Source organism: Candidatus Eisenbacteria bacterium (genome assembly GCA_018831195.1).
Classification (GTDB): domain Bacteria; phylum Eisenbacteria; class RBG-16-71-46; order CAIMUX01; family JAHJDP01; genus JAHJDP01.
In genome coordinates this window covers 28,658-53,278 of the sequence record JAHJDP010000037.1, presented here as the reverse complement: position 1 = coordinate 53,278, position 24,621 = coordinate 28,658, and the positions used below count along the sequence as shown (strand labels likewise).

Genomic DNA, 24,621 nt, shown 5'->3' with positions numbered 1-24,621 from the left:
CTCAAAGGGCCCTCAGCGATAATCGATTGTAAGAACAAATTCTCCGGGAAGATCGGGGCCGCTGTCAACGACTATATAATATATTCCGGAATTCAGAGGACTTGAAAGAGTGATGTCCCCGCTATTGATGCAATGCGTCGCCATCAGGTTTTCATCTTTGTTGAGTGAGTCCAACAAATAGATGTTGTTATCAATATCTTCACTTTTGAAATCGGTGACATTCATGACAACGACACCGGGTTGATCCATCTTAAGCTTGAAAATGCTTTCAGGGCCTTGTTCAACTCTTGCCGGATTGATGTCATAGGAATCAAATTCCATTGATACGAAATCCCGTGTATTGCCGCTGAACCGCAAGGGAAAATCCTCGGATGAAATTTCCACCGGGTTTGTGGCTGTGCCGGCGGGATCACCGACTTCGACGATGTGATGATAGCGAATGGCGCGATAGCCCTCCTTCGCCAGCCGTCCCCAGGTTGTTTTGTGAAAATGGACGCCGGATCGAGTGGAATCGATGACCTTTGGCTGTTTATCTTTTGTCTCATAGATAAAAAGGATGATATGTGATTTATTGATGAGGGCATCGCCCTTTCTCAGCAACGCCGTTCTGCCTTCGCGAAGGTCGACATCAGGTATTTCACTTGCAATTTCCTGGAATTTTCTCGGGATCCGTGGATCCTCGTAATTCAATGTATATTTGCTTTTCAGGTTCCAAGCCCTGGAGACGAGCCCGGTGCATGAAATACCGGTCACACAATCCTGCGAATAGTGTTCGTAGACACGGGCCCCCGCACCCGTTCCGGCCCCATAACCCTCATCCAGCATTTTCAAGAAGTCCGGCACCCGATCCCATCCGCCGTATTTATATGCCATGCCGATGCGCGGGCCGGTCTCGTATTCGCTCAAGAAGCCGCCCCCGCAGTTGGTCCCGGTGAGATTGATTTCCCGCAGTGTCCAATGAACCCTGGCATATTCATCGGCATTGAGGATCATATCGGATCGCGTGAGAGGCTGTCCGGCGTCGACGGGATTAGATTGGGGGCAAGAGCGATGCGGACTGATCAACAAGAGACTGACAAAAATCAGTAAAAGGACCGGCGGTCTTGCTTTCATTATGATCATCCGAGTTCAGGTTGTGTTCATTCGCTTGGTGTTTTTAGATTTTTGATGGCTCCTTTCCAAAGTCTCGCAAATGTCATGGTGGATGGGAATGGGAATCTCCCCATTTGAGGCCGGGACCCATATCCGGCGCTCCTCATATGGGAAAAATGTGAGGGCCGTGGGATGGCGCGGGGAAAGACACTTGTCTCTATCCCATTGCAAAACAAGGTGTTATGATGCCATTGCTGCGGGGCATATCTTTTGCTGATCGTTTGCGTTAGATGGTGTGTGATGTTAGCCGTGACCTATGAGATGTGTTTTATAGAATGTGTGGTGAAGTGTCCCCAGAAAGGAAAGAGACGTGAAGAACCTAGGAGATCTTTTTCTACAGGCAATCATTGTACTCCTGATGACTCTATTGATGGGCCTGGCCGGGTCCGGACCCGCCGGAGCCGGCGAAGAAACGCTCGTCGACGGTGTCGTTCATGTCCGCAACCAAGATAAGCCCGCCTCCGGGGTGGAGACCTTGAAATGTCAGGAGCAATGGCGGATTGGCAGTAATGACGAGATTCTTTTGGGTGTCATCTCGCAGGCGGTGACTGACAAAGACGGAAATGTTTACCTGCTGGATCGCCAGCTTTCCCAGATTCAGGTCTATGCGCCGGATGGAACCTATATCCGGACGCTCGGCCGGGAAGGTGATGGCCCGGGTGAATTCCGGCGCGGGGCGAATCTGATCATTCTGCCGGACGGCCGGATCGGCGTCGGCCAGCTGATGCCCAGCGGCGTCGTGGTGTTGAATCCCGATGGAACACCTGGAAGCTCGATCGAGTTTGATGGCGGCGATCCCGGATCCGATTCCTTCTTTTTCCTGGATAATTTGGCTTGCCGCGGCTCCTATATGGCGATCTCCGGCCGTCAATTGCAGCGGGTTCCGCAAGGAATGAACCGTGTTCGTTTTATCGCCGCGGTCGAGTTCAATGGAAATGAGAAGCATCGCATCATTGAGGATTCCGGCCCGGACCCTGTCGTGAGCCGGAGATTTGTGGAGAAGGATGAATATTTTGCCAGCCCCGGAGGCTGGGCGCTGGGACCTGATGGAAAGATATTTACGGCGGAGTCACGGGACCAGTATGCCGTCACCGTTTATGCCCCGGACGGCCGGCGTGTCCGGGTCATCGAAAGGGAGTTCGAGCCCCTCAAGCGGACGGCGGAAGAAAAGGGCCGTGTCGGGCAGAACTTGGTCGCGATCGTTAACGGCGAGCGGATTCAGTTTGACATTATAGCTGAGGATTATGCTGAGTGCATCTCAAGCCTTTATGTTTTTGACAACGGCGAATTGTGGGTGCTGACTCCGCGCGGGACGCATGCCCAGCCAAAGGGAGTCATGCAGACCTTTGATGTTTTTGACGCCGATGGGAATTTTATCCATCAAGCCGAGGTCGCCTGTGAAGGGAATGCCGAAAGCGACCGGGTCATATTTCTGGATGATGAGCGAATGATCCTCGTGAAGGGATTCAACGACGCTGTCCGAGGAATGACGGGCGCTTCTGATGAAGAAGAGGCCAAGGAGCCGGTGGAATTGGAAGTTATCTGTTATAGGATTAGTACTTGATTCTCCCTCTCTGCTTCTGAATCACTAGAGGGAAAACCATCGGGAGATTTTAAACAGAAAGATGTTGCGAGGGTGAACATTAAAAAGATCTTTTGTGTCGCCACCCAGTGAGAAATCACCATTTGAATCGGATGTTGACCGGCCCTGGTTCCATACAAGATATAATGTGGAGCCGGGCCGGAACTCCCAGCGAAGCACCAGATTGGAGTTGAATTCCTTGAAGCTGAAATCGGGATTGCCGAGAGTGTAATCGGTCCGGCTGTCTTGGTCCTCGTCAACAGAGAAATTCCCACCATTTGATCGGGTGATTTCCACGCCGTCGATAAAGGTGTGGTAGCGATCCGTGTATTTATCCGCCCGGGGATCGGTTATCCGTTTGAGGTCGCTGAACTCGCCGGTTGAAATAAACGGTTGCCCATAGAATTGAATGGTCAGCGAGGGGGTCAGGCAGTAGTCAATCCGGAGTGTCATGGCGGCCGTCTTTCGAATCATTTTACCGAAGATATAGCGGCTATCGCCATTGAAGGAGGCCAGATCGATATATTGCAATTCATTGTCAATCTTTGTCATCGAAGGACTGATGCCTATACTGACGGCATCCGTGGGCCGGATATTCAGATCAGCCCAGACCTGGTGGCGGGAGTAATAATCGTCGCCGCCCCTGTCGCCGTTCGCCCCCAGGGCGGAATCGATTCTGCGGCGGCTGTCGGAACTCACGTTGAAGCTATAAGACAATTCACCCGGCCATTTTGACGAGGGCCCTCCTCTTAGTGCGGTATTCGAAATATAATCGGGAGTCCATGTCAATCCTGCATAGGCGCTCCAGTTGCTCTTAAATGTCATACTAGAGTTTACATTAAAGCTGTTCGATGTGTTTGATCCGCCGAAGTCGAAGTTCGTCCATTGATTCCCATTGAAACTCAATCTTCGGAATATTGAAAATGGATCATTAAAATGATAGCCAATCCATGTAAACTGATTGAATTCGTCCGCCGAGCGCATATACCCAAGATCGTTGATTTCGAACCCCGGGGAACGCCAAGCCGCACCTGTTTCAAAACGGAAATGTTCTTGACTCCGCTTCCCAAGACGAATAGATCCAGCGTGCCCCGCAAGAGATGTCCGGGTCGTGTCCAGTGAAACATAATCGGCATCGGGCCGCTGATAGTACCTTGCCGAAGAGACTTGGTCGTAATAGACCGCCGATTCATCCCCGCTGACACGGCTGAAGAGAGCGGTCGCGCTGATGTAGTAGGAGCGATCATTCCATTTATGTGTCAAATCCAGGCCGCCTCCATAAGCGGCATCATGAAGATAGAAAAGCTCGTGGTTGGAAATGTCTCGATGCGTCGCCGTCAGCATCGCGCCGAAGGTGGTCGCTCCTTCCCTGAGATCTTGTTCGAGCCTCCCGACAAAATAATTTGTCAGAGGTTCAACACTCTCCTTGCGCTTGCCGCCGACCCCCGAGATCTCCGCGCGTTCTTCCGCAGTGACAGCCTCCATGATACCGATGGACAATCCACCCGTCGTCTTGCCGGAGAGCTTTCCCGCTCCCCAAATGGTGGCGTTGTCCGGGAGATCGGCGTATTCATTATCGATCAATGCCGGGCGGCCGTGAGGTTGTCGTCCGATACGGCGGGAGTAAAAAAGATTATCGCTTGTGAACGATCCACCTGTAATGGCCGGGGCGATTTGGAAATTGTAGATATTGCTTCCCTCGATAAAGAAGGGGCGTTTCTCGCTGAAGTAGGTTTCAAACTCGGTGAGGTTGACTTCGGAGGGATCGGCTTCAACCTGGCCAAAGTCAGGATTAATTGTAAAATCGAACGTGAGATCATTTGTTACGCCGATCTTGCCGTCCAATCCCAAATCGTAATCCTCATCGCTTCCTGTGGCATAGGGATTAGGGGCTTCTTCTTCATAGCGTTCGTGATTCAGCATGGCGTAGGGAAGCAGTTCAATCCGGCGCGGCGGGTGCAGACCTTTAATCCCGTGCAATTCTCCGAACAGACTCACCCAACCCGGATCATCTTGAGAGACGGGCTGCCAGGTCGACCTCTCTTCTTTCCTAAAGAGGCGCCGCATGACCTGAATCCCCCAAACCTGTTCTTCTTCGTTGGAGTACCGCAACTGGCTCAGAGGTATTTTGACTTCGGCCGTCCAGCCCTGTTCGTCGACCGCGGTTCTCGCCGTCCATACGGGATTCCAATCAGCGTCCCAATCGCTTCCATCTTTGGAAATGAACTCATCACCACGGGTCCCTGAGAGACTGGTGGTGAAGGAAAAACCGGTACGCCGGTCATGCCGGCTGTCGATCTCAATCTCGACCCAATCACCTGGAAACCAATCCCTCCTGGCCAACCGGCAGGTCATCTCATCCGGCTCGGTGTCCCACGCCCTAAAGGCGACATAGAGCGCCTCATCGTCATAGAGAATCTTAAACTCCGTCTCTTGGTGGGGATCCTTGTCAAAATAGGGAGAATGCTGTCTGAATCCACCGGACCACTCGACCGTATCCCAAACGGGCTCATCGATCCGGCCGTCAATGACCGGGGACTCAGCATCAATCCGGCGGGTTGTACAGACCCGTTTCTCATCAGCGCGAAGCGGCACTGCCGCCAGAATCATGAGAAGAGTAAGAAATAGATGCAGAGCGGCCTGAGACCTTTTCATGGAAACATCCTCTAATCATGAGAGTTGTGGACCCGGCGCCTCAGTCTACATTCGATGAAGCCCCCTCCTCTTTTCATAAGACGTCATATGCGGCGGATTGGTTGCGAAAAGGTGGTTTTCCCGGATCAGCGCAGCGGGGAGAACCTTTTCGCCGGCGACTTCGTATTCCAAAAGAGCACCCCATAGAACCGGGGTGAAGACATCATAAATGAATCGCCGATCAGGGATTTATCAAGGGAGCAATAGATGATAATGAAGATTCTGTCCGGGCATGCATGGGTCCTCTTGCTTGCCGCCTGCTGCGGGGCTCTTCCGGCGTCCGGCGCGGATGTCATCAACAGCACAACACCTGAGCTGCCGCCGAAGACGGTCGCGATGGAAGAACTCTGGCGTGTTGGCGGGGAAGATGACGATATTCTTTTCGGGCTGCTCATCGATGTTCAGACAGAAGAGAATGGAAACGTACATTTGTTGGATCATCAGCTATGCCACGTTGAGGTTTTTTCCCCCGACGGGGAGCATCTGCGAACCTTGGGCCGCGAGGGGGATGGTCCCGGTGAAGTCCGGCGCCCCATGAATCTTGTAATGTTGCCGGATAAGACGATCGGCATACTGGAATTGTTTCCGGGAAAATTTATCCGGCTCACTGTCGACGGGGAACCGCGGCCGACGCTTGAAATCGGCGGTGATGACGGACCGCAGACCGGTTTTACAGCTTCGATGGGAAGCAAGTGCCGCGGCGGAACATTGCTATTGGCCGGGCAGCATTCGGTTCCCAATGAAACGGGACAAGCCCGCATTCAATACCTCTGCAGCCTGGATATTGAGGGGAAAGAGATCGCTCGCTTCAAAGAAGCCCATACCCTTCTCGATTTTCAAAAAGGAAGTATGGTCGAAAGGGACCTTTTGCCGGGATTCTTTTTCGCCAACACGGTCGGTCCGGACGGAAAAGTATATGTCGCACCGGAACGGGATCGTTATAAAATTGAGGTCTATTTGCCTGACGGCACTCTCGTGAAAACCATTGAAAGGGAATACACGGCGTGGAAGCGGGATGCGCGGGATCTGCGCCGGTGGAACACCCTCTTTGATACCTGGGCAGCGCAGTTACCTTTCGAAACAACACGCGACGTGGAGCCGAATGATCCAGCCATTACAGCAATGCATGTCATGGATGACGGCGCCCTTTGGGTGCAGCATAGCCGAAGCGGACGGGAACAACCCGATGGGATTTTGTTGACCTATGACCTCTTCAATTCCAACGGTGAATACCAGCAGGAAATCTCCATTGCTTGTGAAGGCGATCCCGCCTTTGACGGATTGGAGTTTCTCAACGACGGGCGGGTTTTATTGATCAAGGGATTGGTGCTGGCGAGGCTTTCCAGCATGGATGCGCGGGGCGTCTCCTTCAGCGAAGAGGAGGAAGCCGGTCCAATGGAAGTAATCTGCTACAGGATGAAGTGAGGCGTCTCCCTGAGTCGTTTTATTAGGTAACAACTAACATAAATAATCGTATTATAGGCCAGGGAGAGAAGCGGGCGTCTCCTCCGGTGGGAGATGATTAAACCTCCGGACATAAGGCGCATCTTATTGTGTTTAATGGAATTATAGACAGCGGAGGAATAAATGGCCTTCACGAAGATGGGTAGAAGTTGTCCTGGATCCCGTTACCTCGGCTTCCTCATCCTGGCCCTCATCCTGGCGACTCTCTCGAAGGGATGGGCTCAGGCGGGCCGGATGCCGGAAGATGTGCCGGCCGATGCGGCCAAGCGCGCGGCGATCATTGACTCCATCAGCGCCGACCTCAATAAGACCTATATCTTTCTCGATGTCGCTGAGAAAATGGAGCGGCATCTGCGCGACCGGTTGAAGAATGGCGACTATGATGACCTGGTGACGGTGGCCGAGTTTGCCAGGATCCTCACCGAGGATCTGCAATCGATCAGCCATGATCTTCATCTGGGCGTCCGGTATATCGATCCCGAACGAATGGCGGAGATGACGGCCGAACGAGAGCCGGAGGATGCACAGGCCCGCCGGATGACGGAACTTGCCCGGACAAACTTCGACTTTAAGAAGGTCGAGATACTTCCAGGCAATATCGGCTATCTTCGTTTCGACAGCTTTATTGGTGCGGAATACGCCGGTCCGACGGCTATCGCCGCCATGAATTTTCTGGCTCACTGCAAGGCCCTGATCATAGATCTACGCAACAACGGGGGCGGTGATCCAAGTTTGATCCAGCTCATCACCGGTTATTTCTTTGAAGAGCCGGTACACCTGAACAGTTTCTATATCCGGCAGAGCGGCACGACCAAACAATTTTGGACGGCTGCTTATGTTGAAGGGCCTCGCATGCCCGACACCGATCTCTATGTCCTGACAAGCGGATATACATTTTCAGGAGCCGAGGAGTTCAGCTATAACCTCAAGAATCTGGAACGGGCCACAATCGTCGGTGATACGACCGGAGGCGGCGCCCATCCGGTGGCGCCGGCGCTTTACCCCGAACTGAATGTCATGCTCAGAGTGCCTTATGGCCGGGCGATTAACCCGATCAGCGGCACGAATTGGGAGGGTACAGGAGTCGCCCCGGATCTTGTGGTGCCGGAGAAGGAAGCGCTGGACTATGCGTATATGCTGGCGCTGCAAAAGATAAAGGAACATGAAACGGATGAGGATGCCATTTTTCTGGCCGATTGGAATCTGGTCAGGCTTGAATCACAACTACATCCGGTGGCCATCGATGTCTCGGTTCTCGAATCGTATAGCGGCGTTTATGGCCCCCGGCGATTGACGGTCGAAGAGGGACAGCTATATTACCAAAGGGAGGGACGGTCCAAGTTGGCCGCCATTCCGATGGGGGATCGACTCTTTCGCTTTGAAGAGGCTGATTATTTCCGTATCGAAGTTGTCCTTGATGAGGCTGGAGATCCCATCAAACTCATCGGGCATTATAACGATGGCCGACAGGATGAGTCATTGCGGTCCGAAGCTGATTGATGACTTATTTAGGAGAATGCAGGAGAGGTCAGCGGCTATAGAAGCCAGGAGCGCCAACCATGCCCACATTTGAGATATCCCGGCAGGATATCATCGATACCTTGCACAAGGGTCTTGCTGATTCCGCTCTAATTCTCGCCGCCTGGCTGGGGGGCAGCGATGCTTCGGGGCGGACAGATGAGTATTCGGATATTGATATGCAGGTCATTGTAGAAGATGACCATGTTGAGGAGACATTTGATCTTGTTCACAAGATTTTGGATGACCTCTCCCCGACCGAATTGCGCTACCGATTCCCAGAACCAACTTGGCATGGGCATTCACAGGAGTTACTGCGTCTGCGCGGGACGGATCCAAATCACATGTTGGATTTTGTCGTGATGAAGAAGAGTATTCAGGACCGTCTTCTGGAGCCCGAACGTCATGGCGTACCGCTGATTCTTTTTGATCGGGGGGTGCTGCTGGAGCCTCCCTCACTGGATTGGAAAGCGCATCGGGAGAAGATGGGAAAGAGGCTGGCCGATCTTCGGGTCACCTTTCCCCTGCTGCAGCCACTGGTGACCCGCGGTGTTCACCGGCGTCATATTGCAGAGAGCGCCTTGGCCTATCAGGTTTTGACGATGAAACCCCTCGTCGAATTGTTGCGGATGCGGTACTGCCCGGAACGGTACGATTACAGCCTTCGGTATCTGGACCGGGATCTACCCGATGATGTGCGCAAGGAAATTGAAATCCTCGCCTATCCACAAACCCCCGAACATCTATTGAAACTGCACCATCAAGCGGTGGGCCGATTCAGGCAACAGCTGGATGCCCTTGACCGGAGCGAATGGGGGCTGCCCTCTCCGGAGTGATCGCGAGTTTAAATCTCCCCTTTGGCCTCTCATGGTATACAATCATGGAGAGGGAGGCCGGGGTGTTGGAGAGTCCTTTGCCGGATGTGAAGATACTGCTATTGGGATCTCCAAGGGTCCTTTATGCTGGAAAGCCGTTTATCATTAAACGCCGCAAAGCATTGGCGCTTCTCGCTTATTTGGCCGTAACGCAACGCCGCCATACGCGTGAAGCGTTGGCCGCCTTTCTTTGGCCCGACACCGACGCCGCCAGAGCCCACGCCTATCTCCGCAATGCCATTTGGATTCTGAAGAAAAGCCCCGTTGGTAAGTTTCTGGAGGCGGATTACGAGGGTGTCGAACTCAGACCCGGCGTGGATTTGTGGGTTGATGTTTCTGTGTTTTTCGATGAGGTGGAAGCTGCGGCCAAACGCTCCAAAGCCGCCGGTGAGATGCCCGCCACCAGGGCACATTGTGAAAAGGCGGCCGAATTGTACGGGGATCATTTCCTGGCCGGATTTGGTCTTGGCGACAACTTTGCATTTGATGAATGGTTGTTGTTCCAGGAAGAGAAGTGCAGGGCCGCTCTCATAAGAATATTGAAATTTCTGATTTCGATTCATGAAAAACAAAATCAAATCGATAGAGCGATTGATTATGCGGTTCGATTGTTGTCCTTGGATTTCTTCAATGAATCGGTACTGCGCCGCCTGATGGCCCTTTATGCCCTCCTGGGGCGGCGCGGAGCGGCCTTGAACTTATTTGAAAAGAGCGAACGGCTTTTTAAAAAGGAAATGGGAATGTCGTTAAGCGCCGAAACGACGGCGCTCAGAGACAAGATCGTATTCGAAAATAATAGGATCAAAACGGATTCAGGCCGCGATAGAATCTTAACGACAAACTTTATTGAATCGCCGACACCGTTTCTTGGCCGCGAAATGGAGTTGAAAAAGCTTCATGAGCTTTTCGCTATGCCGCAGGTGCGGCTGCTGACCCTGGTGGGATCCGGAGGCGTCGGGAAAACGCGCTTGGCCACGAAAGTAGCCGGCGAAATCGCGGGAAAATTTATCGACGGAGTTCATTTTGTTCCATTGGCGGCGGTTGATTCGAAGGAATTTCTTGTCCCCTCTATTTTAAAAGCGCTTGGAGCGCCGTTTTATCATCGATCGGAGGCCAAATTAAAAAAGGCGGGTCTGACAACAGATCACTGGAAATCTCTGTTATATAATTTTCTCCGGGAAAAGCAGATGTTGCTGGTCTTGGATAATCTTGAACAATTGGTCGGTAGTGTCGATGTCATCGCCGGCATCATCCGGCAGGCCCCCGGCGTAAAGGTCCTTGGAACCTCCCGGGAACGCCTTCACCTACAGGGCGAGTGGGTGATGGATTTGCAGGGTTTGCCTTATCCCGAACCGGGGACGGAACCATCCCAATATGAAGTTTATAGCGCCGTACAACTCTTCGTGCAGACGGCGAATCGTATGGGAGTTGAGTTCTCACCGGCGCCGGAAGACCTCGCGGCGGTGGCCGGGGTCTGCCGGCGTCTTCAGGGGAGCCCATTGGGGATTGAGCTCGCCGCGACCTGGGTCAGAACATTAACCTGTCATGAAATCGCCGAGGAACTTGATTCAAATTTCGATTTTCTGGTGAGCCGGCACGAGAACATTCCCGATCGTCACCGCAGCTTGCGGAATGTTTTTGAGCAATCCTGGAGGATCTTAGCAAAAAACGAACAGACCTGCTTCCGGCGGCTGTCGGTATTTCATGGAACCTTTGCTCGTGAAGCGGCGGAAAAGATCTCGGGATGTTCGATCCTGACATTGAGGAGTCTAATTGATAAGTCCCTGCTGCTCCCGGCAGGCCATGAACAATACCAGATTCATGAGGTGCTGCGGCAATATGCCGGTGAGAAGTTAGAGAGCGATGCCGGAGAACATAGAGCCACAATAGACCGATATACCCGTTTTTACCTCAATAAACTGGTGGAAGCCGGTGTAAAACTGAAGGGACCGGAACAAAAGGAATATCTCGAAGCATTGGCGAGAGAGGGCGGGAATATCAGGGTTGCCTGGCTTCATGCCGCGAAAGACGGGTTATTCGCTCTCATGACGAAAGCCTTTCTGGGGATATTTCTTTTCTATGACATTCAAAATCGATATCAAGAAGGCGCTGATATCAGTGGAGAGTCCCTGGAATTGATAAATAAGCGAAGCCGATCCACACAGCGCACGCTGTTCGGGCTTCTGCTTGCATCGCAAGGCTGGTTTAACAAGTTTTTGGATCCCAACCGGAGTCGCGATCTTATTGAGAGGAGCTTAAATTGCTTTAAAGCACCCAATTCAAACACACATGTCGCTTTTGTGACGATTCTTGCCGTCATATTGGGTCGATGGTTAACTCTTGAAGAAATTCAAAAGGAGTTGTTAAAGAGCCTTTCGATCTTTGAGGCTGAAGATGATCGATGGGGCATGGCTCTTTCTTTGGAGGTGCTCTCCTTTTCTCTTCGAACGGTCGATCCTAGGAGGGCGTTGAATTATGCAAGACAGAGTCTTCGGCTGCGCCGGCAAATTCGGGATCATTGGGGTGTCGCATTATCTCTCTTTATACTGGGATGGGCGGCGGAAGAGCGCAAAATGTATTATGTGGCCGGAAGGCGTTTTCAAGAAAGCCTGGGCATACGTGATAAGTTAGGTGTTGATCCTGACGGCGCTGTCTCATGTCTCGCGAGCCAGGGGTATGTCACCCGGCAAACAGGCCGGTTCATTGAAGCCCTTCAGATTTTTGAAAGATGTCTTCAGAGATCCCGCAAAACAGGGAACCGGCTGAGGATCATGCGAATGCTCGCGCAAATCGCCGTCATCCACTATGAACTTGATGATTTCCCCAGGGCTCGGCTTTGTTTGAATGAGGCTCTGCCCATCGCTGAAACACTCGGTACTGAATCGTGGATGGGCATCCTGCGCTCCCTCTATGCGAATATCTTTATCTTTGAAGGCGATCTTGGTGAAGCCCATTCTCATCTTCAACAGGTAGCAACCTCGCAGCCTTTCGAAGCGGACGATAGAGATCAGACAGTCTTTCTGGTGCCTGATAGGGAACTCCAACCCAAAAATCCATGGGGGCATCTGGCGATGGCGCGCCTTGCTTTCAGGGAACAGCGGTACCAAGAATCTCGATCATCTCTTAAGAGAGCGATCCATCTTTCGCTTGAAGACAGGGAAACGCCGACCTGGCTCGAGTGCCTGGTCGAGATTGCAAATATTGAAATAGAAAAAGGTGTACCCGATAAAGATAACAGGGAATCGGCGGAGAAAATTCTGGAGATGGTGCGCCATCATCCTGTTCTCAGTCCCCTCGGGCGCAGGCTCGGCGAACGGAATGCTATCAGACCGGCGATGAGTGAGCCGATTCTGGAATCAGTGAGAGATGCCGACAAAGAACTTCTTGAGTTGAGCGCCCGGCTATTATGCGGCGACTAAGACTCTATTGATATCCCTTTATCAATTTCATAAGCCTGCGTTTTAAGCCTGCTGGTCTAATATTCTCAATTAGAATCTCATCGCAGTGATTGAATCGGGAAAAGTCAACCAACGTCTTCGCCAGACAGGGAAAGAAATCTCCGATTTTTCCACGATCCGCCTCCAGGATCATTTTGCGGATCGTCAGTTTTTTCGCCTTTCGGTCGGCGACAGGATCGATGCGGCCGATGAATTCCTCTCCCCAGAGAATCGGAAGAACGAAATACCCGTACTTTCTCTTTGCTGCGGGGACATAGCACTCGAGGGTGTAGTCGAAGGAAAAGAGTGATTGCAGTCGCTCTCTCTGGATAATGAAATTATCAAACGGCGAAAGTAAAAAGAGACGGGGGTCCCTCTGTTTGATTCGTTGAGCCCTCTTTATCATCTTGGGCAGGGCGAAATACTGATTCTGCGGATCCCCCTCAAAAGTAACCGGCACGACATCGCCTGCATCGACCGAACGCGCCAGCGATTTTGAAATGATCCCCTTCTCCGCGCCGCGAATATGATCTCGAATTTCCCGTTCCCGGGCGACCCCATGGGCCGAGAGGGCGCGATGGACGAGAAAATCGCCCAGTTCATCATCATCCGGTATCCGCGTATCGATGGACTCCGGCAAAACTCTTTCGGTGAGGTCATAAAGCCTCTGGAAGTGGCGGCGCTCCGAAATCATCAGATCGCCCTTCCAAAAAAGAAGCTCCAGGGCGACTTTCGCCGGCTTCCAACTCCACCAGTCCCCGCGTTTTGTATCCGCCGGCGGCTTAAAATCCTTGGAGCTCAAAGGGCCTTCTGCGCGGATTCGTTTAAGGATTCCCTGCATCAGATGCCCATGTTCTTTTATGCACTGCGCCGCCCACGCGCTTTTAGGCTGTTCGAATCTTCTCATGCGGGGTTTGTAAAACCGATAGTCGGACATCGGCAGATAAGATGCGGCATGCCCCCAATACTCGAAGATCCGGCGGTCCGCCGCCTGAAGTTCGTGAAGCATTTCGAAATGATAATCGGATTTGCGTGTCCACAAAGTGTGATGATGCGCGCGTTCAATGACTGATATTGTATCAATCTGAATATAGCCCAGGTGTTCAATGGTCCGGGCAATCCCTTCCTTCCCTTTGGGATGTTTCGAATCGCCGTAGAGCCCTTGGGCGTCGAGCGCCATGCGACGGGCCAGTGAAAGTGGAATAGTGAATGATTTCATAAAGGGTTCCTTGAAGGCTGTGCTCAACCCTCCAGGGCGGGGAGTTCGATGTACTGCTCCTCGAAGAAGTATCCTAAGCGCGGAGGGCGTCCAAAGCGCTTTACTGAATCGTTAATAGAAGCCAATAATTCCGTCTCTTTATAACGCCCGGAAAGATGTGTGAGAATTAGATGTTTAACATTCGCCTGCACCGCCAGCTCCATATTGGCCTCGATACAACTGTGGCCGCTTCCCTCCATGCCGATTCGATCAAGAAAGGTCGAATCGATCATGAGGATCTCGGCGCCCACGCAGTCATGGGTATCCGGCAGCGGCATTGTGTCGCCCGTATAGACCAGCAGGGGATGCCAGAAGTCCTCCAAAACCTTCTCCCGTCCTATGTCCGCGATGAGTCTTTTAATCTCCATCGGCTCCAAGCCGTCATGCGCCGCCCGCAGACGCCGCCGCTGCTCTTCGATGCGATAGCCGAGGCAGGTTCTATCGGGAGCGTGTTCTACTTTAAAGGCTGAGACCCGCACTTGTCGCCGGGTGAACTCGAGCGGGATCTCCGCGCCGGCCTCGATCGGGAACCAGCTGAGCTTATAACGAAGTTGATCCTTCTGTTTCTTGTCCAAGTAGTCGATTAGATAAGCGATCCAGGGATCCCCCTTGGGATAATAGATGGCCAGCGGAGCTTCGCGGGGGCCGTTGCTCAGGTTGCGGAGATTGACCATGCTGGGCAAGCCTGCGATATGGTCCTCATGCCCGTGAGTGATAAAAATTTTCTGGATCCCAAAGATTCTCTTTTTCAGGTGATGGATAACCCCCTCGCCGGAATCCAGCAGAAGCCGCGCCGGCCTGTAATAAAACCACGAGGCGTAGAGGGCCTTTGAGTATCCGATCAGGTTATCCTTCATTTGTTGATCCATAAACCGGCGCCGTAAAACCCCGCCCAACCGTTCTCTTGAAATGAATCATTGAACAATAAGAAATCAGGCCATCCGGCTCCGGCATAAAAGGGATTCACCGACGCGCTGCGGAGGATCGCACGCGCCGAGGTGCCGCCCCAAAGACACGCCACACGCGCCGGATCCATGGGATCGGGTATCAGCGCCGTCACGGAGAAATCGCCGCTCAAGAGGCCCGCTCCCCGCATCTCCGTGACCGGACCGATCCACTCGGCTCCTTGGCGGATTTCAACAGCATTCCGCCGGACCCGGAGGATGGACTCATCAGCTAGATCCCGCAGAAGCGTATTTGATTCCTCATTTCCGATAAGAATAAGCCGGGGAGAATAATCGTTTCGTCCTTCGAAGTGTTTAAGGCGATTATCCACCTGCCCCGTTCGCTTGAAAAACCCTCGCGCCGCCTCGTCCGTGGATAATCGCAGACCCTCAATCTCTCGATCAGAGAGGATGGGAGCATCTCCATTGCCGCGATAAGCCCACTGTCGCGCCAGGATTCGGGCGACCTGAAGCCCCGCATCCTTCTCCTCGGCCGTTCCCGAGGCGCCATATACAAAAACAAAAGGAGACATGAAACCGGACTTGAGTCCATGAACATGGCCCGGTTCCGGCCGATTGCGCAGGAATCGTCCGCCGTGGCTGTCAGGAGGGACGGCCTCCCATTGAATTTTATTTTTCTGAAAGAACAACCCGGAATCTTTTTGCACAAGGATCAGGGGCAGCGATGAATTGACTTCCAGTTCCTGGTCATTGATGACAATGTGCCATTTCGACCGGGGCCGCTGAGGGGTCCCCTGCTGCGGCAAAGGATCCTCGACCCACTTTTCAGGTCTGAGGGCCAGGGCCGCGATGTTCCGCGTTTCAACTTCCAAACGGCCCCAACCGGCCATCCTGGCCCGCACCCAGGATTCCCGCAGCGGCTCGACCTGTTCCAAAACCTCCACCCAAGACCGCGTCCCTCCGTCCACCGTCGGATCGCAAAGGATATACTCCACCTCGGTGGGCCAAGGATTCCGCCGGGCTTCCTGAAAGATCGCCATCATTTCAGGATGATCGACACAAGCTGCGCCGGGTTCACCCGAATCGTCATCCCACCAGTGACCCTTGCCGGGGACTTCTACATATTTCACCTCGCCGCCCTTTGCTTGAAGCTCCGCGGAGAGGAAACGGCCGTGGGTCGGCGGCACATTATCATCGGAGCCGCCGTGAAGCACGAAGACCGGAAGACCTTTTACATTGCCAATGTGTAAGGGGACCTTGTCACCGATTCGCATGCGGTGCCAGAAGCCTTCCATGACGGGATCCCCCACCAAGGCGCCTCTTCGAAGCGTCATCGGCACGTAAAGATCAAAGTGAGACCAACCGGCGCTGGGCGCCATGGCGGCAAAGCGATCAAAGTGGTGAACGCCGATCGCCCAGGTTCCGTGCCCACCCATTGAGTGGCCTGTTAGACAGACCCGGTCGGGATCGATGGGGAGCGTGTTCAGCGCGATGTCCAATACTTCAAGAGCGTCCCGCCGGCCCCAATCCTGCCAATCGAAGCCGTAGGGCCGCCGGTTTGTGGGAGCGATCAAATAGGCCCACTCTTTGGCCTTATAGGCCTGGGCCTGATTCAAAGCGTCGACACTGGCGCCGTGAACCGAAAAGATGAGAGCGCGGGATTCCGCTGCATGCGGATTGCTCGGCGGCAGCAGAGCGAAGAACTGGGGAGAGAGGTCTAGCTTGGAAATAAAGGAGACACGCCGGGCTTCATTCGGTTTGCGGATGGGGATCGAAAGAGTCTCCGGAACCGCCGCGAGGTGGCTTGAATCCGACACTTTTAAGATCGACTTGGCGGTGATGATGATGGGAAGAGAGCGATCTTGCGGCTGATCCTCTTCGCCATCCGGATCTTCCGTGGATGGCTTCAATTGTTTAAGCAATGGCGCGATCGATATCCAGGAGATCTTGATCGGGATATCCGGTTTTCGAAGGGAAAGGGGCGCGACACCCTGAAGCGACCGGGAGCCGACCGGCCCCAAGCCGGGAACCACCGCCTCCAGCCGGATCGGACCGCTCTCGCCGGACGTCGCGTTCCAAACGGGAATCCCGATGGGGGCGTCGAGATCAAGTCCCGCTACGATATCCGGGATGACCGCATCGCTCCCATCCAGCCACAGGGCTTCGGGAAGCGGGGCGAGATGGAAGGTGCCCCAAAGGTTGGTGCCGTAGCCGGTTGTACAGAGCAGGATACGATTGACGCCGGCCTTTAGGATGACCGGTACACGATACGGCGCCAATGCATAAGGCGCTCCGGGGAACCAATCGCCGTTGAGTCGAAAGGATGATGTGTGTTGTACATTGGCGAGCGCGCGGCAAGCCGCCGGAACGGTGAATTGCGCATAGAGGTAGCCTGCATTCAGCAACCCGGGGAATCCCCACTCATCCATCCGATCCGTCCAGTTCAAGTCGGGCCACTCGATGGAGATGCGCCCCCTTTCGCCGATAGCGGAGTCCGGCAGCGCTTCCCACGAGACCCATCCGCCTGGAACCAGCCAAGTCGCCAGCCGCGCCGTGAGGTCGGGGGGCCAAGCTCCGTTGGGACGCATGGCATCGAGCGGTTCGACACCGCCGTCCCGGGGTCCCATCGGCACAGGTCCTATCAGATGCCAGCGGCCTATCTCGAGGGTATCGGCGAGGCTGGGGAGGGCTGCCTCCGGCGCGCCGGCTCCAGCGTCTTGGGACATCGATAGTCCAATGAACAGGATCGGCAAAATGTAAATGATGGAGATGTTGCGGTATCGTGGCATCATTGGGACCTTTCCGGAATGGGGGCGATCCGGCATCTCAACTCCAGATCCGGCCCTCCTTCCTGAGGAAGGCGACAGCTTGGGTGATGGCGAGGTCAACCGAACTGGGATTCCAGCCCAGCTCTTCCCTCGCGCGGGAGGCGTCGAGGTATTGGCTCTTCAGCAGCATATGAAGTCCGTTCAGAGGAAACAAAGGCGGCCGGCCGGGTGTCAAAACGGATAGACCCTCGGTGAGATAGGAGAATATCTTCGCCAGGACGACAGGAAGATGAAGTTTGGGCGGCCTGGCTCCCGTCGCCATCGCAATGCGGCGAACCAGATCATCCATGGTCATGTTCTCGCTGCCGAGGATATAACGGTGGCCCGGTTCTCCCCGCAGAGCGGCGAGAACGATCCCCTCCCCGACATCTTTGGCCGTGACGACATTGATATTCCCATGAAGAAGAAAGGGCATCCGATTCCGAGCGACCGAAACGACGAGTTGTCCCGTTGTCGGTTTGGTGTCATAGGGACCGATCACAAGACTCGGATTAACGATGACGATCGGCAATCCTTCTCCGCGGGCGGCGTCACGGGCCTTCCTCTCCATCGCCTCCTTGACGGCAAAGTAAGAAGGACCTTTCGGCGGCTCCTCATAGAGATTATCTTCATTGGCCATCCGCTGAAGAGGTTCGCCGTTTCCCGGCGGGGCGATCGTTGTTGAACTGCTGACATAAACCGCCCGGACAAGACCATCCGGAATCGATTCGGTGTTCAAGGGCGCCGAACGAACCTCCCCGGCGACATTCCGGCGCATCGCGTCGAGGATGTTGGTCATGGATTGGTGCGCCCGCTGGATTTCGTGATCCCTGTTGCGCGCGCTGACCGGATAGGGGCCCGCGGCGTGGACGAAGAGGTGGCATCCCTCCATGGCCGATTCCAGGGAGGATAGGGAGAAGAGATCCCCCCGAATAAATCGGACTCCGGGCACATCATCCAAAACATCGCGTCGGGTATGGGAGGAACGGATGAGAACCCTCACCTTTACACCACGCCGGCTGAGGGAACGGACGGCATGGGCACCGATCAGACCGGTCCCACCCAAAACCAGGGCTTCCCATCCGTCCAGACGATCCACGGGATTCATCATGGAAACCAACCTCCCTATCGCTCAAACCATGTCTGTGGGTTAGGATAAACCATTGTGAGCGATGGGACCCAAAGAAATGTCGGTACGGACCCCGGACCAATGATGAAATGGATGAGATGCCTTCCGGCTCTCTTCCGGCCGCGCGTGTGGCTCCTTCTCTGTTGTCTTCTTTGGTTCCTACAGCATCCCGCGCTTGTTATGGCAGCGGGTGATCCTCCTGCGGCGAAGCGCTCCATCCTCAAAGAAATCCGTCTTCAACGCGAGAATGTTTTCCAGGCGGAGCCGGGGGAATCCCTCCCTTGGGTCTATCAGCTGGCGAACCGGTTTCACGGCAGAACGCGTCCCTATGTCATCCGCAATGAGATTCTTTTGAAGGAAGGCGAACCGGTCGATAGTCTCATCTTCGCCGAATCGATTCGTCTTCTGCGCGAGCGCAGCCTCTTTCAGGTTGTAGAGGGTCATCTGGAATCGGCCGATTCGGGGATGGTGGCCCATATCCACACACAGGATTATTGGTCACTGGCCCTGCAGGCCGGGTATTCCCAGGAAGGGGGGTTGCGGTCCGTCCTCTTGGGTGTCTTCGACTCCAATTTCGCCGGTACGGGGAATACACTGAGCGCCGGCCAGCGTTGGTCAACCGACCAGGATCAGACCCGTCTTGCGCTGTGGGCGCCGCGTTTCTTCGGGCGGCGCGAGAATATGGCCGTTGAATTCCGTGAGACCTCAGATGGCCAGGTTTGGGGCGGATATTTCGGACATACCTATGACAATTTTTTGGAGCCGTGGAGTTACGGTCTCTCCGGCTTTCGTTTCAAGGGCCGGTACCGATTGTATGAGGATGACCGGGAGGTCCTTCGTTTTTCCATGCGCGAGAAGATGGGCCAAGTTCATGTGGAGAATTATACTGGAAGAAATGTACAAATCGGCGGCGGCGCGGGTTTTTTATATTATGATTTCGAGCCCGACACGTTGATCACCCTTCGGATGACGGATCGAATGATCGATGATCCGGTGGGTGAAAAATACCGGATGATTTTTTTGACGGCCGGGCTGCAAAAAAGACGCTTTATACAAACGCGGAATTTGAATCGTTACGGCGTTATTGAAGATGTCCCCCTCGGTTTCTCTACCCGGGCTATCCTCGGCCGCAATCTTCATCCCTTCGGCGCCGATGACCGGCGCCGGCACGCCGAGCTTCAATTCGCCGGAGCCGTGCACCCTCTGATGAGATGGTGGGCTCATATTTTTGTGTGGAGTTCCCTGGAATGGGGCGGCGATCTGCCGAACCGGCGGCGGATGAATGTGCAGTCGCTCCTGATGCGAAGGCACGCGACCCAATCCCTGACGGCCCTGCAGGTCCGGGTCCGCTGGGGAAAGCATCTTCCATCAGAGGAGCGGGTCTACCGTGGCGGCGGCAATGGATTGAGAGGGTATCCCTCCCGCGCCCTGGCGGGCACAGGCTACCTGGTCCTCAATCTGGAGCATAGATATTGGACCGCTATGCACCTGCAGTTTTTTCATCTCGGCTTCTCGGTCTTTGCCGACGCCGCCTGGGTCGGTGATGATCTTGACGGCCTGCGCGATGCGGAATGGAAACCGGCCGCGGGACTCGGCCTTATGATCGGCAACCCCAAATCAGCGTCGGGTGTTCTGCGTGTTGAATTCGCCGCCCGTCTGGATGATTCCCGGGCCTGGGATTTGGGAATCTCCTCCTCCCGGTTGCTCTATCTTGTTCCCGTTCTCGATCTGGCCCAGCCGGTTCTGGATATCTTCGATCACCGCCCATGATACCCTCCGGATATGAGTCAGAATGCCGACAGAGGTTTCTATCCGGTGACGGGCCCCTATTGGACCCCCGCCGGAGAGGGATCGGTGTGGGCCAGTCTGATTCTTGCATTTCCCCTGGAGAAACATGGTCAAGAGCTTGGTTCTTTGCCGCCGCAGGCGGTATTGGAGCTGAAGCGGCGGGGCCAAACGGCCCGGTTTCTGCCGGATGAACAGCCGCCGTCCCCCGTTTGGCCGGGAGTGCTGGCCGCTCGATTCCAGGTAGAATGTAAAAGATGGGATTCTTACCGCATGCTGGGGAAGCGATGGGAGACAGCATGGATGTCCCTGCCGCGGTCCTGCCGCGCCGACGATCCCGATCGATCCCCTGAAACACCACCCGAGTTTCTTATTCTCTCGGATCTACAATTGCTGCCGTTGATCGCCAGTACGATTCCAGCGGCCATGGACCGGCATTTGAAGGACCCGGTCGATGGTGTTCTTTTCGCCGGGGATATGGTGACCCATCCGGAACGCCGTGAGGATTGGTGGGGAGACAGCACGGGGCGGTCATTTTTCGATCTCACGAGCCCGGTTGCCTCTCCAGGTCTTTTGGCGACTTCACTGCTGATACCCTGTCCGGGGAATCATGATATCAGCAGCGCATACGGCGCCACAGCGGAGGAACGTTTCGATAATGTGAAACCCGATGACTGGAATCTCCGGGTTTATTCACATCTTTTCCCGTTGCCCCGCCATAGCGCCGCCTTTCAGGAGCTGCGACGCAACGTGGCCGGTCCCGGAATCGGGCCCTCGGATTATTATGCAAACCGGCTGGGTGATGTCTGGATCGGGTCCCTTTTTGTCACCAGGGCCTATGTGAGCGGAAATCATGACGCTTGTACTGGGCCCGCTTACGAGTCTCCCGGGCGGTTCATATTCGAGCCGGTGACCATGGGGAGTCCTCAGTATCGATGGCTTGAAGAACAGCTCAGATCACCGGCCTGCCGCTCGGCCCGGGTGCGAATCGTATTGATGCACCACGGCATCTATGCGCAGGGGCACAGTGCCCTTCCGCCGTTCGGTTATCCGCCGGATTATGAAGAGGATCTCCTCGTGCGCGATCTTGTCCCCCTATTGAAGGAGGGGTGTGTCGATCTGGTCGTGAACGGGCATAATCATATTGTGAATCATCGCATTGTGGACGGCATTCACTATGTCGAATCGAGCCATACGGGTGTGACCTATCAGCCCTACAAGAGATTGCCTGATGGAGAGTGGAGCCCCGAGCCTTGGGGCCATCCCTCCCGCCTTTTGATGCATGAACCGGATACCGGTTTCTTCTCGATTCTTCACACCAACGGGGTGGGACGGCTGCAGACATTCCGGGTCGATCCCGGCGGCCGGGGGGCGGTTTCTTTGGTTGATGAGACCGTGTTAGACTTTACTTTTTAGGAGGAATGAGTCCTTCCGGCTCGGATTCCGCTTACGGCGTAATCGTCCCCTGTCGTTATTTGTAACAGCATAAATATTAACCAGTGCCTCTTCTCTTGATGGCGATTTTCCATTCTTGACAAGCTTGATTCAAGAATCTATAATACTTATCCTAAGGAGTAGAAGGATACGACTCAGACATCAAGGCACCGCCGTGTTGGGATGAAAGGGGGATCGGTGCTATGCGATTTTGGACTGTATCTGCTTTCTTGATCTTTCTGCTGGTTCTTGGCTCCACCGCCACGCCTTCGATCGCTACAATCTATGTCATCAATCCGGAAGGAACCGGCGATTATCCGACAATCCAAGATGCGATTGATGTGGCTGGCAATGGGGATGTGATTGAATTGACGGATGGAACCTTCACCGGCGACGGCAATAGGGATATCAATTTTCTCGGGTTGGACCTTACCGTGCGGTCCCAAAGCGGGGATCCGCATGCGTGCATTATCAACAGCGAGGGAACAAGCGAGGATTGGCATCGGGCTTTCTTCTTCTCAAATGGAGAGAGTTCCGACTCAAGGATTGAAAATCTAACCGTGACGGGTGGATACGTCTCAGGAATTGACTGAGAATGCAACTCAGGGGGCGGCGCCCTCTTTCAATATAGCTCGAATCCGACTTTTGAAAATGTCATCTTTGCGAACAATTACGGCAAGCACGGCGGCGCGATCCATTGCTACCAAGCGTCGCCGGAATTTATTAATTGTACATTCTGTGACAATTGGGTCCTGATCTGGGGCGGTGCGGTCCGTGCTTTTTTCTCGACATCAGCCTTCAGAAATTGCACCTTCACCGGCAATGATGCCCCGGTCATGGGCGCGGGATTGTACGCTGAGATGGGCTCCCATCTCATGATCGAGAATTCGATTATCGCCTTCAACACCACGATGCAAGGTCTTGTCACCGTAGACACCAGCACGGCGGCGCTGGCATGCTGTGATATATACGGCAACGAGGGGGGGGATTGGGTCGGATCGATCGCCGGGCAATATGGTGTTGACGGCAACATCAGCTTGGATCCGATATTCTGCGATCCCTTGTTTCAAAATTTCACGCTGCAGAGTGATTCCCCCTGTCTTGCCTTCTCTCCACCGAACACATCCTGTGATCTGCTTGGGGCCTGGCCGCAGGGTTGCTTGGCCGCAGCGACGGTCGAGTGGGGGGATGATGTCCCGGCTCAGGGGCGGCTCTCCTCCTGTTCGCCGAACCCCTTCCAGTTCGCGACCCAGATCACCTATATAATTCCTGAAACCTCCCCGGACGCCAGGGTGCAACTCCGCATCATTGATCTTCAGGGCCGTGTGATACAGACTTTAGTTGATGGGAATCGATCGCCGGGCGTTTATCAGGCCGCCTGGGACGGCACCAACCAGATCGGTGCGTCCATTGCTGATGGGATCTATTTTTACCAAATGAAGTGGAACGGAAAAACGGAAACCAGGCGTTTGGCATTGGTAAAATAAAAGCTTTCCTTCGAAGGCTTGCCGGAGAGAGGGCTCCCAAGCGGAGCCCTCTTTTTTAAGGGAGTTTTAGCGGAGTGGCTTCAATTGAAATTCAGGATGTCGGGTCCCGGCGCAAAGTGCGCCTCATGGATCCGGTTTTCTATAATGGGTCCTGGCATCCAGAGGGTATTTCATTTGATTCATCTTATCGCAGAGAAACATTGGAAGCCCTCTATGCCGCCAAGATCGATTTTCTATACGATGAAATCCTGCGTGTGGATGATGACGGGTACTTGCGGGATCAATTCATAAGTTTTGTGCGGCGGCAGACATCCCTCAAGAACAAAAAAATTCTGGATTTCGGGTGCGGATGCGGGAGCTCATCCATCTTGCTTTCCAGAGAAGGCGCCATCGTTACCGGCGTCGATCCCCACGAAGGAAACCGGCGCGCGGCGCGACTAAGGATTGAAGACGAGGGACTTGGAGGGCTTGTTGACATTCCCGATGTTTCGGTTATGGACGACCTTCCTTTTGAAGAGGCGTCCTTCGATCTTATTACCTTGTCGGCGGTCCTTGAACATATTCACCCACAGGAACGCCATTCGATATTGAATCATCTGTGGGATCGACTTCAACCCGGCGGAATGCTGATCATTACCGAGACGCCGAATCGTATCTGGCCCTTCGACGGCCACACAACACGTCTTCCCTTTGTGCATTGGCTGCCGCTTTCGATGGCTTGTTCATCGGCCCGCCTCATCAGACCCGTCGAGTTCCGCAATAAATCAACAGAGAGGCTGATTGCAGACGGCATTGTCGGATCGACATGGCGCGGCGTTGTCCGGTCTTTGCCAAACGAGGCCAGGCCCGCTCCCACCGATTCGGTTCAAGAGCATCATGCCTACTTCGAGAGAATACGGGGGCGCAAAAAGGGAGTGACCCGCGCTATTGTTGAGGCCCTGAGCCTGTTGTTTTTGCCGTGCGCTTATCTCATGGATCGAGGCGCCGGGAATCGGCCGCCGATCACCGCCATTCTTCCTTATCTCAATATCGCCTTTAAAAAACCCATGGGATAGACCGGGGGCCCGAGAAATGCTCCCGGGCCCCAGCAGCGC

Annotated in this window: 16 protein-coding genes; 10 read left to right on the top strand and 6 right to left on the bottom strand. The window is 54.2% G+C overall.

Annotated elements, in window-relative coordinates; all coding sequences use genetic code 11:
* Positions 1-12 precede the first annotated feature (12 nt).
* Positions 13-1,113 (bottom strand): hypothetical protein, encoded by a 1,101-nt coding sequence (locus KJ970_07720; GenBank protein ID MBU2690803.1) that lies wholly within the window; start codon positions 1,111-1,113, stop codon positions 13-15.
* A gap of 349 nt (positions 1,114-1,462) precedes the next feature.
* Here KJ970_07720 and KJ970_07715 point away from each other — a divergent pair, with 349 nt between their 5' ends.
* Positions 1,463-2,716: a hypothetical protein gene (locus tag KJ970_07715; protein MBU2690802.1), complete on the top strand. Its 1,254-nt coding sequence runs from the start codon at positions 1,463-1,465 to the stop codon at positions 2,714-2,716.
* Positions 2,717-2,740: 24 nt separating this feature from the next.
* Here KJ970_07715 and KJ970_07710 read toward each other — a convergent pair whose 3' ends face one another.
* Positions 2,741-5,389, bottom strand: coding sequence for a carbohydrate binding family 9 domain-containing protein (locus tag KJ970_07710; protein MBU2690801.1), 2,649 nt, complete (start codon positions 5,387-5,389; stop codon positions 2,741-2,743).
* A 252-nt stretch (positions 5,390-5,641) separates the two neighbouring features.
* Between KJ970_07710 and KJ970_07705 the strand changes: the two genes are divergently transcribed.
* From KJ970_07705 to KJ970_07690, 4 genes are all read left to right on the top strand, one after another.
* On the top strand, positions 5,642-6,853 hold the full coding sequence (locus tag KJ970_07705; protein ID MBU2690800.1) for a hypothetical protein: 1,212 nt from the start codon (positions 5,642-5,644) through the stop codon (positions 6,851-6,853).
* A gap of 162 nt (positions 6,854-7,015) precedes the next feature.
* On the top strand, positions 7,016-8,392 hold the full coding sequence (locus tag KJ970_07700; protein ID MBU2690799.1) for a S41 family peptidase: 1,377 nt from the start codon (positions 7,016-7,018) through the stop codon (positions 8,390-8,392).
* Positions 8,393-8,451: 59 nt separating this feature from the next.
* On the top strand, positions 8,452-9,246 hold the full coding sequence (locus KJ970_07695) for a nucleotidyltransferase domain-containing protein (protein ID MBU2690798.1): 795 nt from the start codon (positions 8,452-8,454) through the stop codon (positions 9,244-9,246).
* Between the two features lie 62 nt (positions 9,247-9,308).
* On the top strand, positions 9,309-12,704 hold the full coding sequence (locus tag KJ970_07690; protein ID MBU2690797.1) for a tetratricopeptide repeat protein: 3,396 nt from the start codon (positions 9,309-9,311) through the stop codon (positions 12,702-12,704).
* A 4-nt stretch (positions 12,705-12,708) separates the two neighbouring features.
* Here KJ970_07690 and KJ970_07685 read toward each other — a convergent pair whose 3' ends face one another.
* The 4 genes from KJ970_07685 to KJ970_07670 are packed head-to-tail and all read right to left on the bottom strand — an operon-like array spanning position 12,709 to position 18,803.
* Positions 12,709-13,941: a winged helix DNA-binding domain-containing protein gene (locus KJ970_07685; GenBank protein MBU2690796.1), complete on the bottom strand. Its 1,233-nt coding sequence runs from the start codon at positions 13,939-13,941 to the stop codon at positions 12,709-12,711.
* A gap of 23 nt (positions 13,942-13,964) precedes the next feature.
* Positions 13,965-14,837, bottom strand: coding sequence for an MBL fold metallo-hydrolase (locus KJ970_07680; protein MBU2690795.1), 873 nt, complete (start codon positions 14,835-14,837; stop codon positions 13,965-13,967).
* Complete coding sequence (locus tag KJ970_07675) at positions 14,834-17,677, bottom strand: prolyl oligopeptidase family serine peptidase (protein ID MBU2690794.1); 2,844 nt, start codon at positions 17,675-17,677, stop codon at positions 14,834-14,836. Before KJ970_07675 ends, KJ970_07680 begins: the two co-directional genes overlap by 4 nt.
* Positions 17,678-17,711: 34 nt before the next feature.
* Positions 17,712-18,803, bottom strand: a complete 1,092-nt coding sequence (locus KJ970_07670) for an NAD-dependent epimerase/dehydratase family protein (GenBank protein MBU2690793.1) — start codon at positions 18,801-18,803, stop codon at positions 17,712-17,714.
* Between the two features lie 111 nt (positions 18,804-18,914).
* Between KJ970_07670 and KJ970_07665 the strand changes: the two genes are divergently transcribed.
* The 5 genes from KJ970_07665 (at position 18,915) to KJ970_07645 (ending at position 24,582) form a co-directional block, all read left to right on the top strand.
* Positions 18,915-20,591 (top strand): BamA/TamA family outer membrane protein, encoded by a 1,677-nt coding sequence (locus KJ970_07665; protein ID MBU2690792.1) that lies wholly within the window; start codon positions 18,915-18,917, stop codon positions 20,589-20,591.
* A 12-nt stretch (positions 20,592-20,603) separates the two neighbouring features.
* Positions 20,604-22,022: a metallophosphoesterase gene (locus tag KJ970_07660; protein MBU2690791.1), complete on the top strand. Its 1,419-nt coding sequence runs from the start codon at positions 20,604-20,606 to the stop codon at positions 22,020-22,022.
* 221 nt (positions 22,023-22,243) lie between these two features.
* Positions 22,244-22,633, top strand: a complete 390-nt coding sequence (locus tag KJ970_07655) for a hypothetical protein (GenBank protein ID MBU2690790.1) — start codon at positions 22,244-22,246, stop codon at positions 22,631-22,633.
* A 243-nt stretch (positions 22,634-22,876) separates the two neighbouring features.
* A complete protein-coding gene (locus KJ970_07650; GenBank protein MBU2690789.1) occupies positions 22,877-23,527 on the top strand; it encodes a T9SS type A sorting domain-containing protein in 651 nt (216 codons plus the stop codon).
* Between the two features lie 74 nt (positions 23,528-23,601).
* Positions 23,602-24,582: a class I SAM-dependent methyltransferase gene (locus KJ970_07645; GenBank protein ID MBU2690788.1), complete on the top strand. Its 981-nt coding sequence runs from the start codon at positions 23,602-23,604 to the stop codon at positions 24,580-24,582.
* Positions 24,583-24,621: the final 39 nt, after the last annotated feature.

Bases quoted from the DNA above. Each gene is read 5' to 3' on its own strand.
- KJ970_07720 (MBU2690803.1), bottom strand. From the start codon at position 1,113: ATGAAAGCAAGACCGCCGGTCCTTTTACTGATTTTTGTCAGTCTCTTG.
- KJ970_07660 (MBU2690791.1), top strand. From the start codon at position 20,604: ATGAGTCAGAATGCCGACAGAGGTTTCTATCCGGTGACGGGCCCCTAT.
- KJ970_07710 (MBU2690801.1), bottom strand. From the start codon at position 5,389: ATGAAAAGGTCTCAGGCCGCTCTGCATCTATTTCTTACTCTTCTCATG.
- KJ970_07670 (MBU2690793.1), bottom strand. From the start codon at position 18,803: ATGATGAATCCCGTGGATCGTCTGGACGGATGGGAAGCCCTGGTTTTG.
- KJ970_07665 (MBU2690792.1), top strand. From the start codon at position 18,915: ATGAGATGCCTTCCGGCTCTCTTCCGGCCGCGCGTGTGGCTCCTTCTC.
- KJ970_07655 (MBU2690790.1), top strand. From the start codon at position 22,244: ATGCGATTTTGGACTGTATCTGCTTTCTTGATCTTTCTGCTGGTTCTT.
- KJ970_07695 (MBU2690798.1), top strand. From the start codon at position 8,452: ATGCCCACATTTGAGATATCCCGGCAGGATATCATCGATACCTTGCAC.
- KJ970_07680 (MBU2690795.1), bottom strand. From the start codon at position 14,837: ATGAAGGATAACCTGATCGGATACTCAAAGGCCCTCTACGCCTCGTGG.
- KJ970_07650 (MBU2690789.1), top strand. From the start codon at position 22,877: ATGGGCGCGGGATTGTACGCTGAGATGGGCTCCCATCTCATGATCGAG.
- KJ970_07675 (MBU2690794.1), bottom strand. From the start codon at position 17,677: ATGATGCCACGATACCGCAACATCTCCATCATTTACATTTTGCCGATC.
- KJ970_07705 (MBU2690800.1), top strand. From the start codon at position 5,642: ATGAAGATTCTGTCCGGGCATGCATGGGTCCTCTTGCTTGCCGCCTGC.
- KJ970_07685 (MBU2690796.1), bottom strand. From the start codon at position 13,941: ATGAAATCATTCACTATTCCACTTTCACTGGCCCGTCGCATGGCGCTC.
- KJ970_07700 (MBU2690799.1), top strand. From the start codon at position 7,016: ATGGCCTTCACGAAGATGGGTAGAAGTTGTCCTGGATCCCGTTACCTC.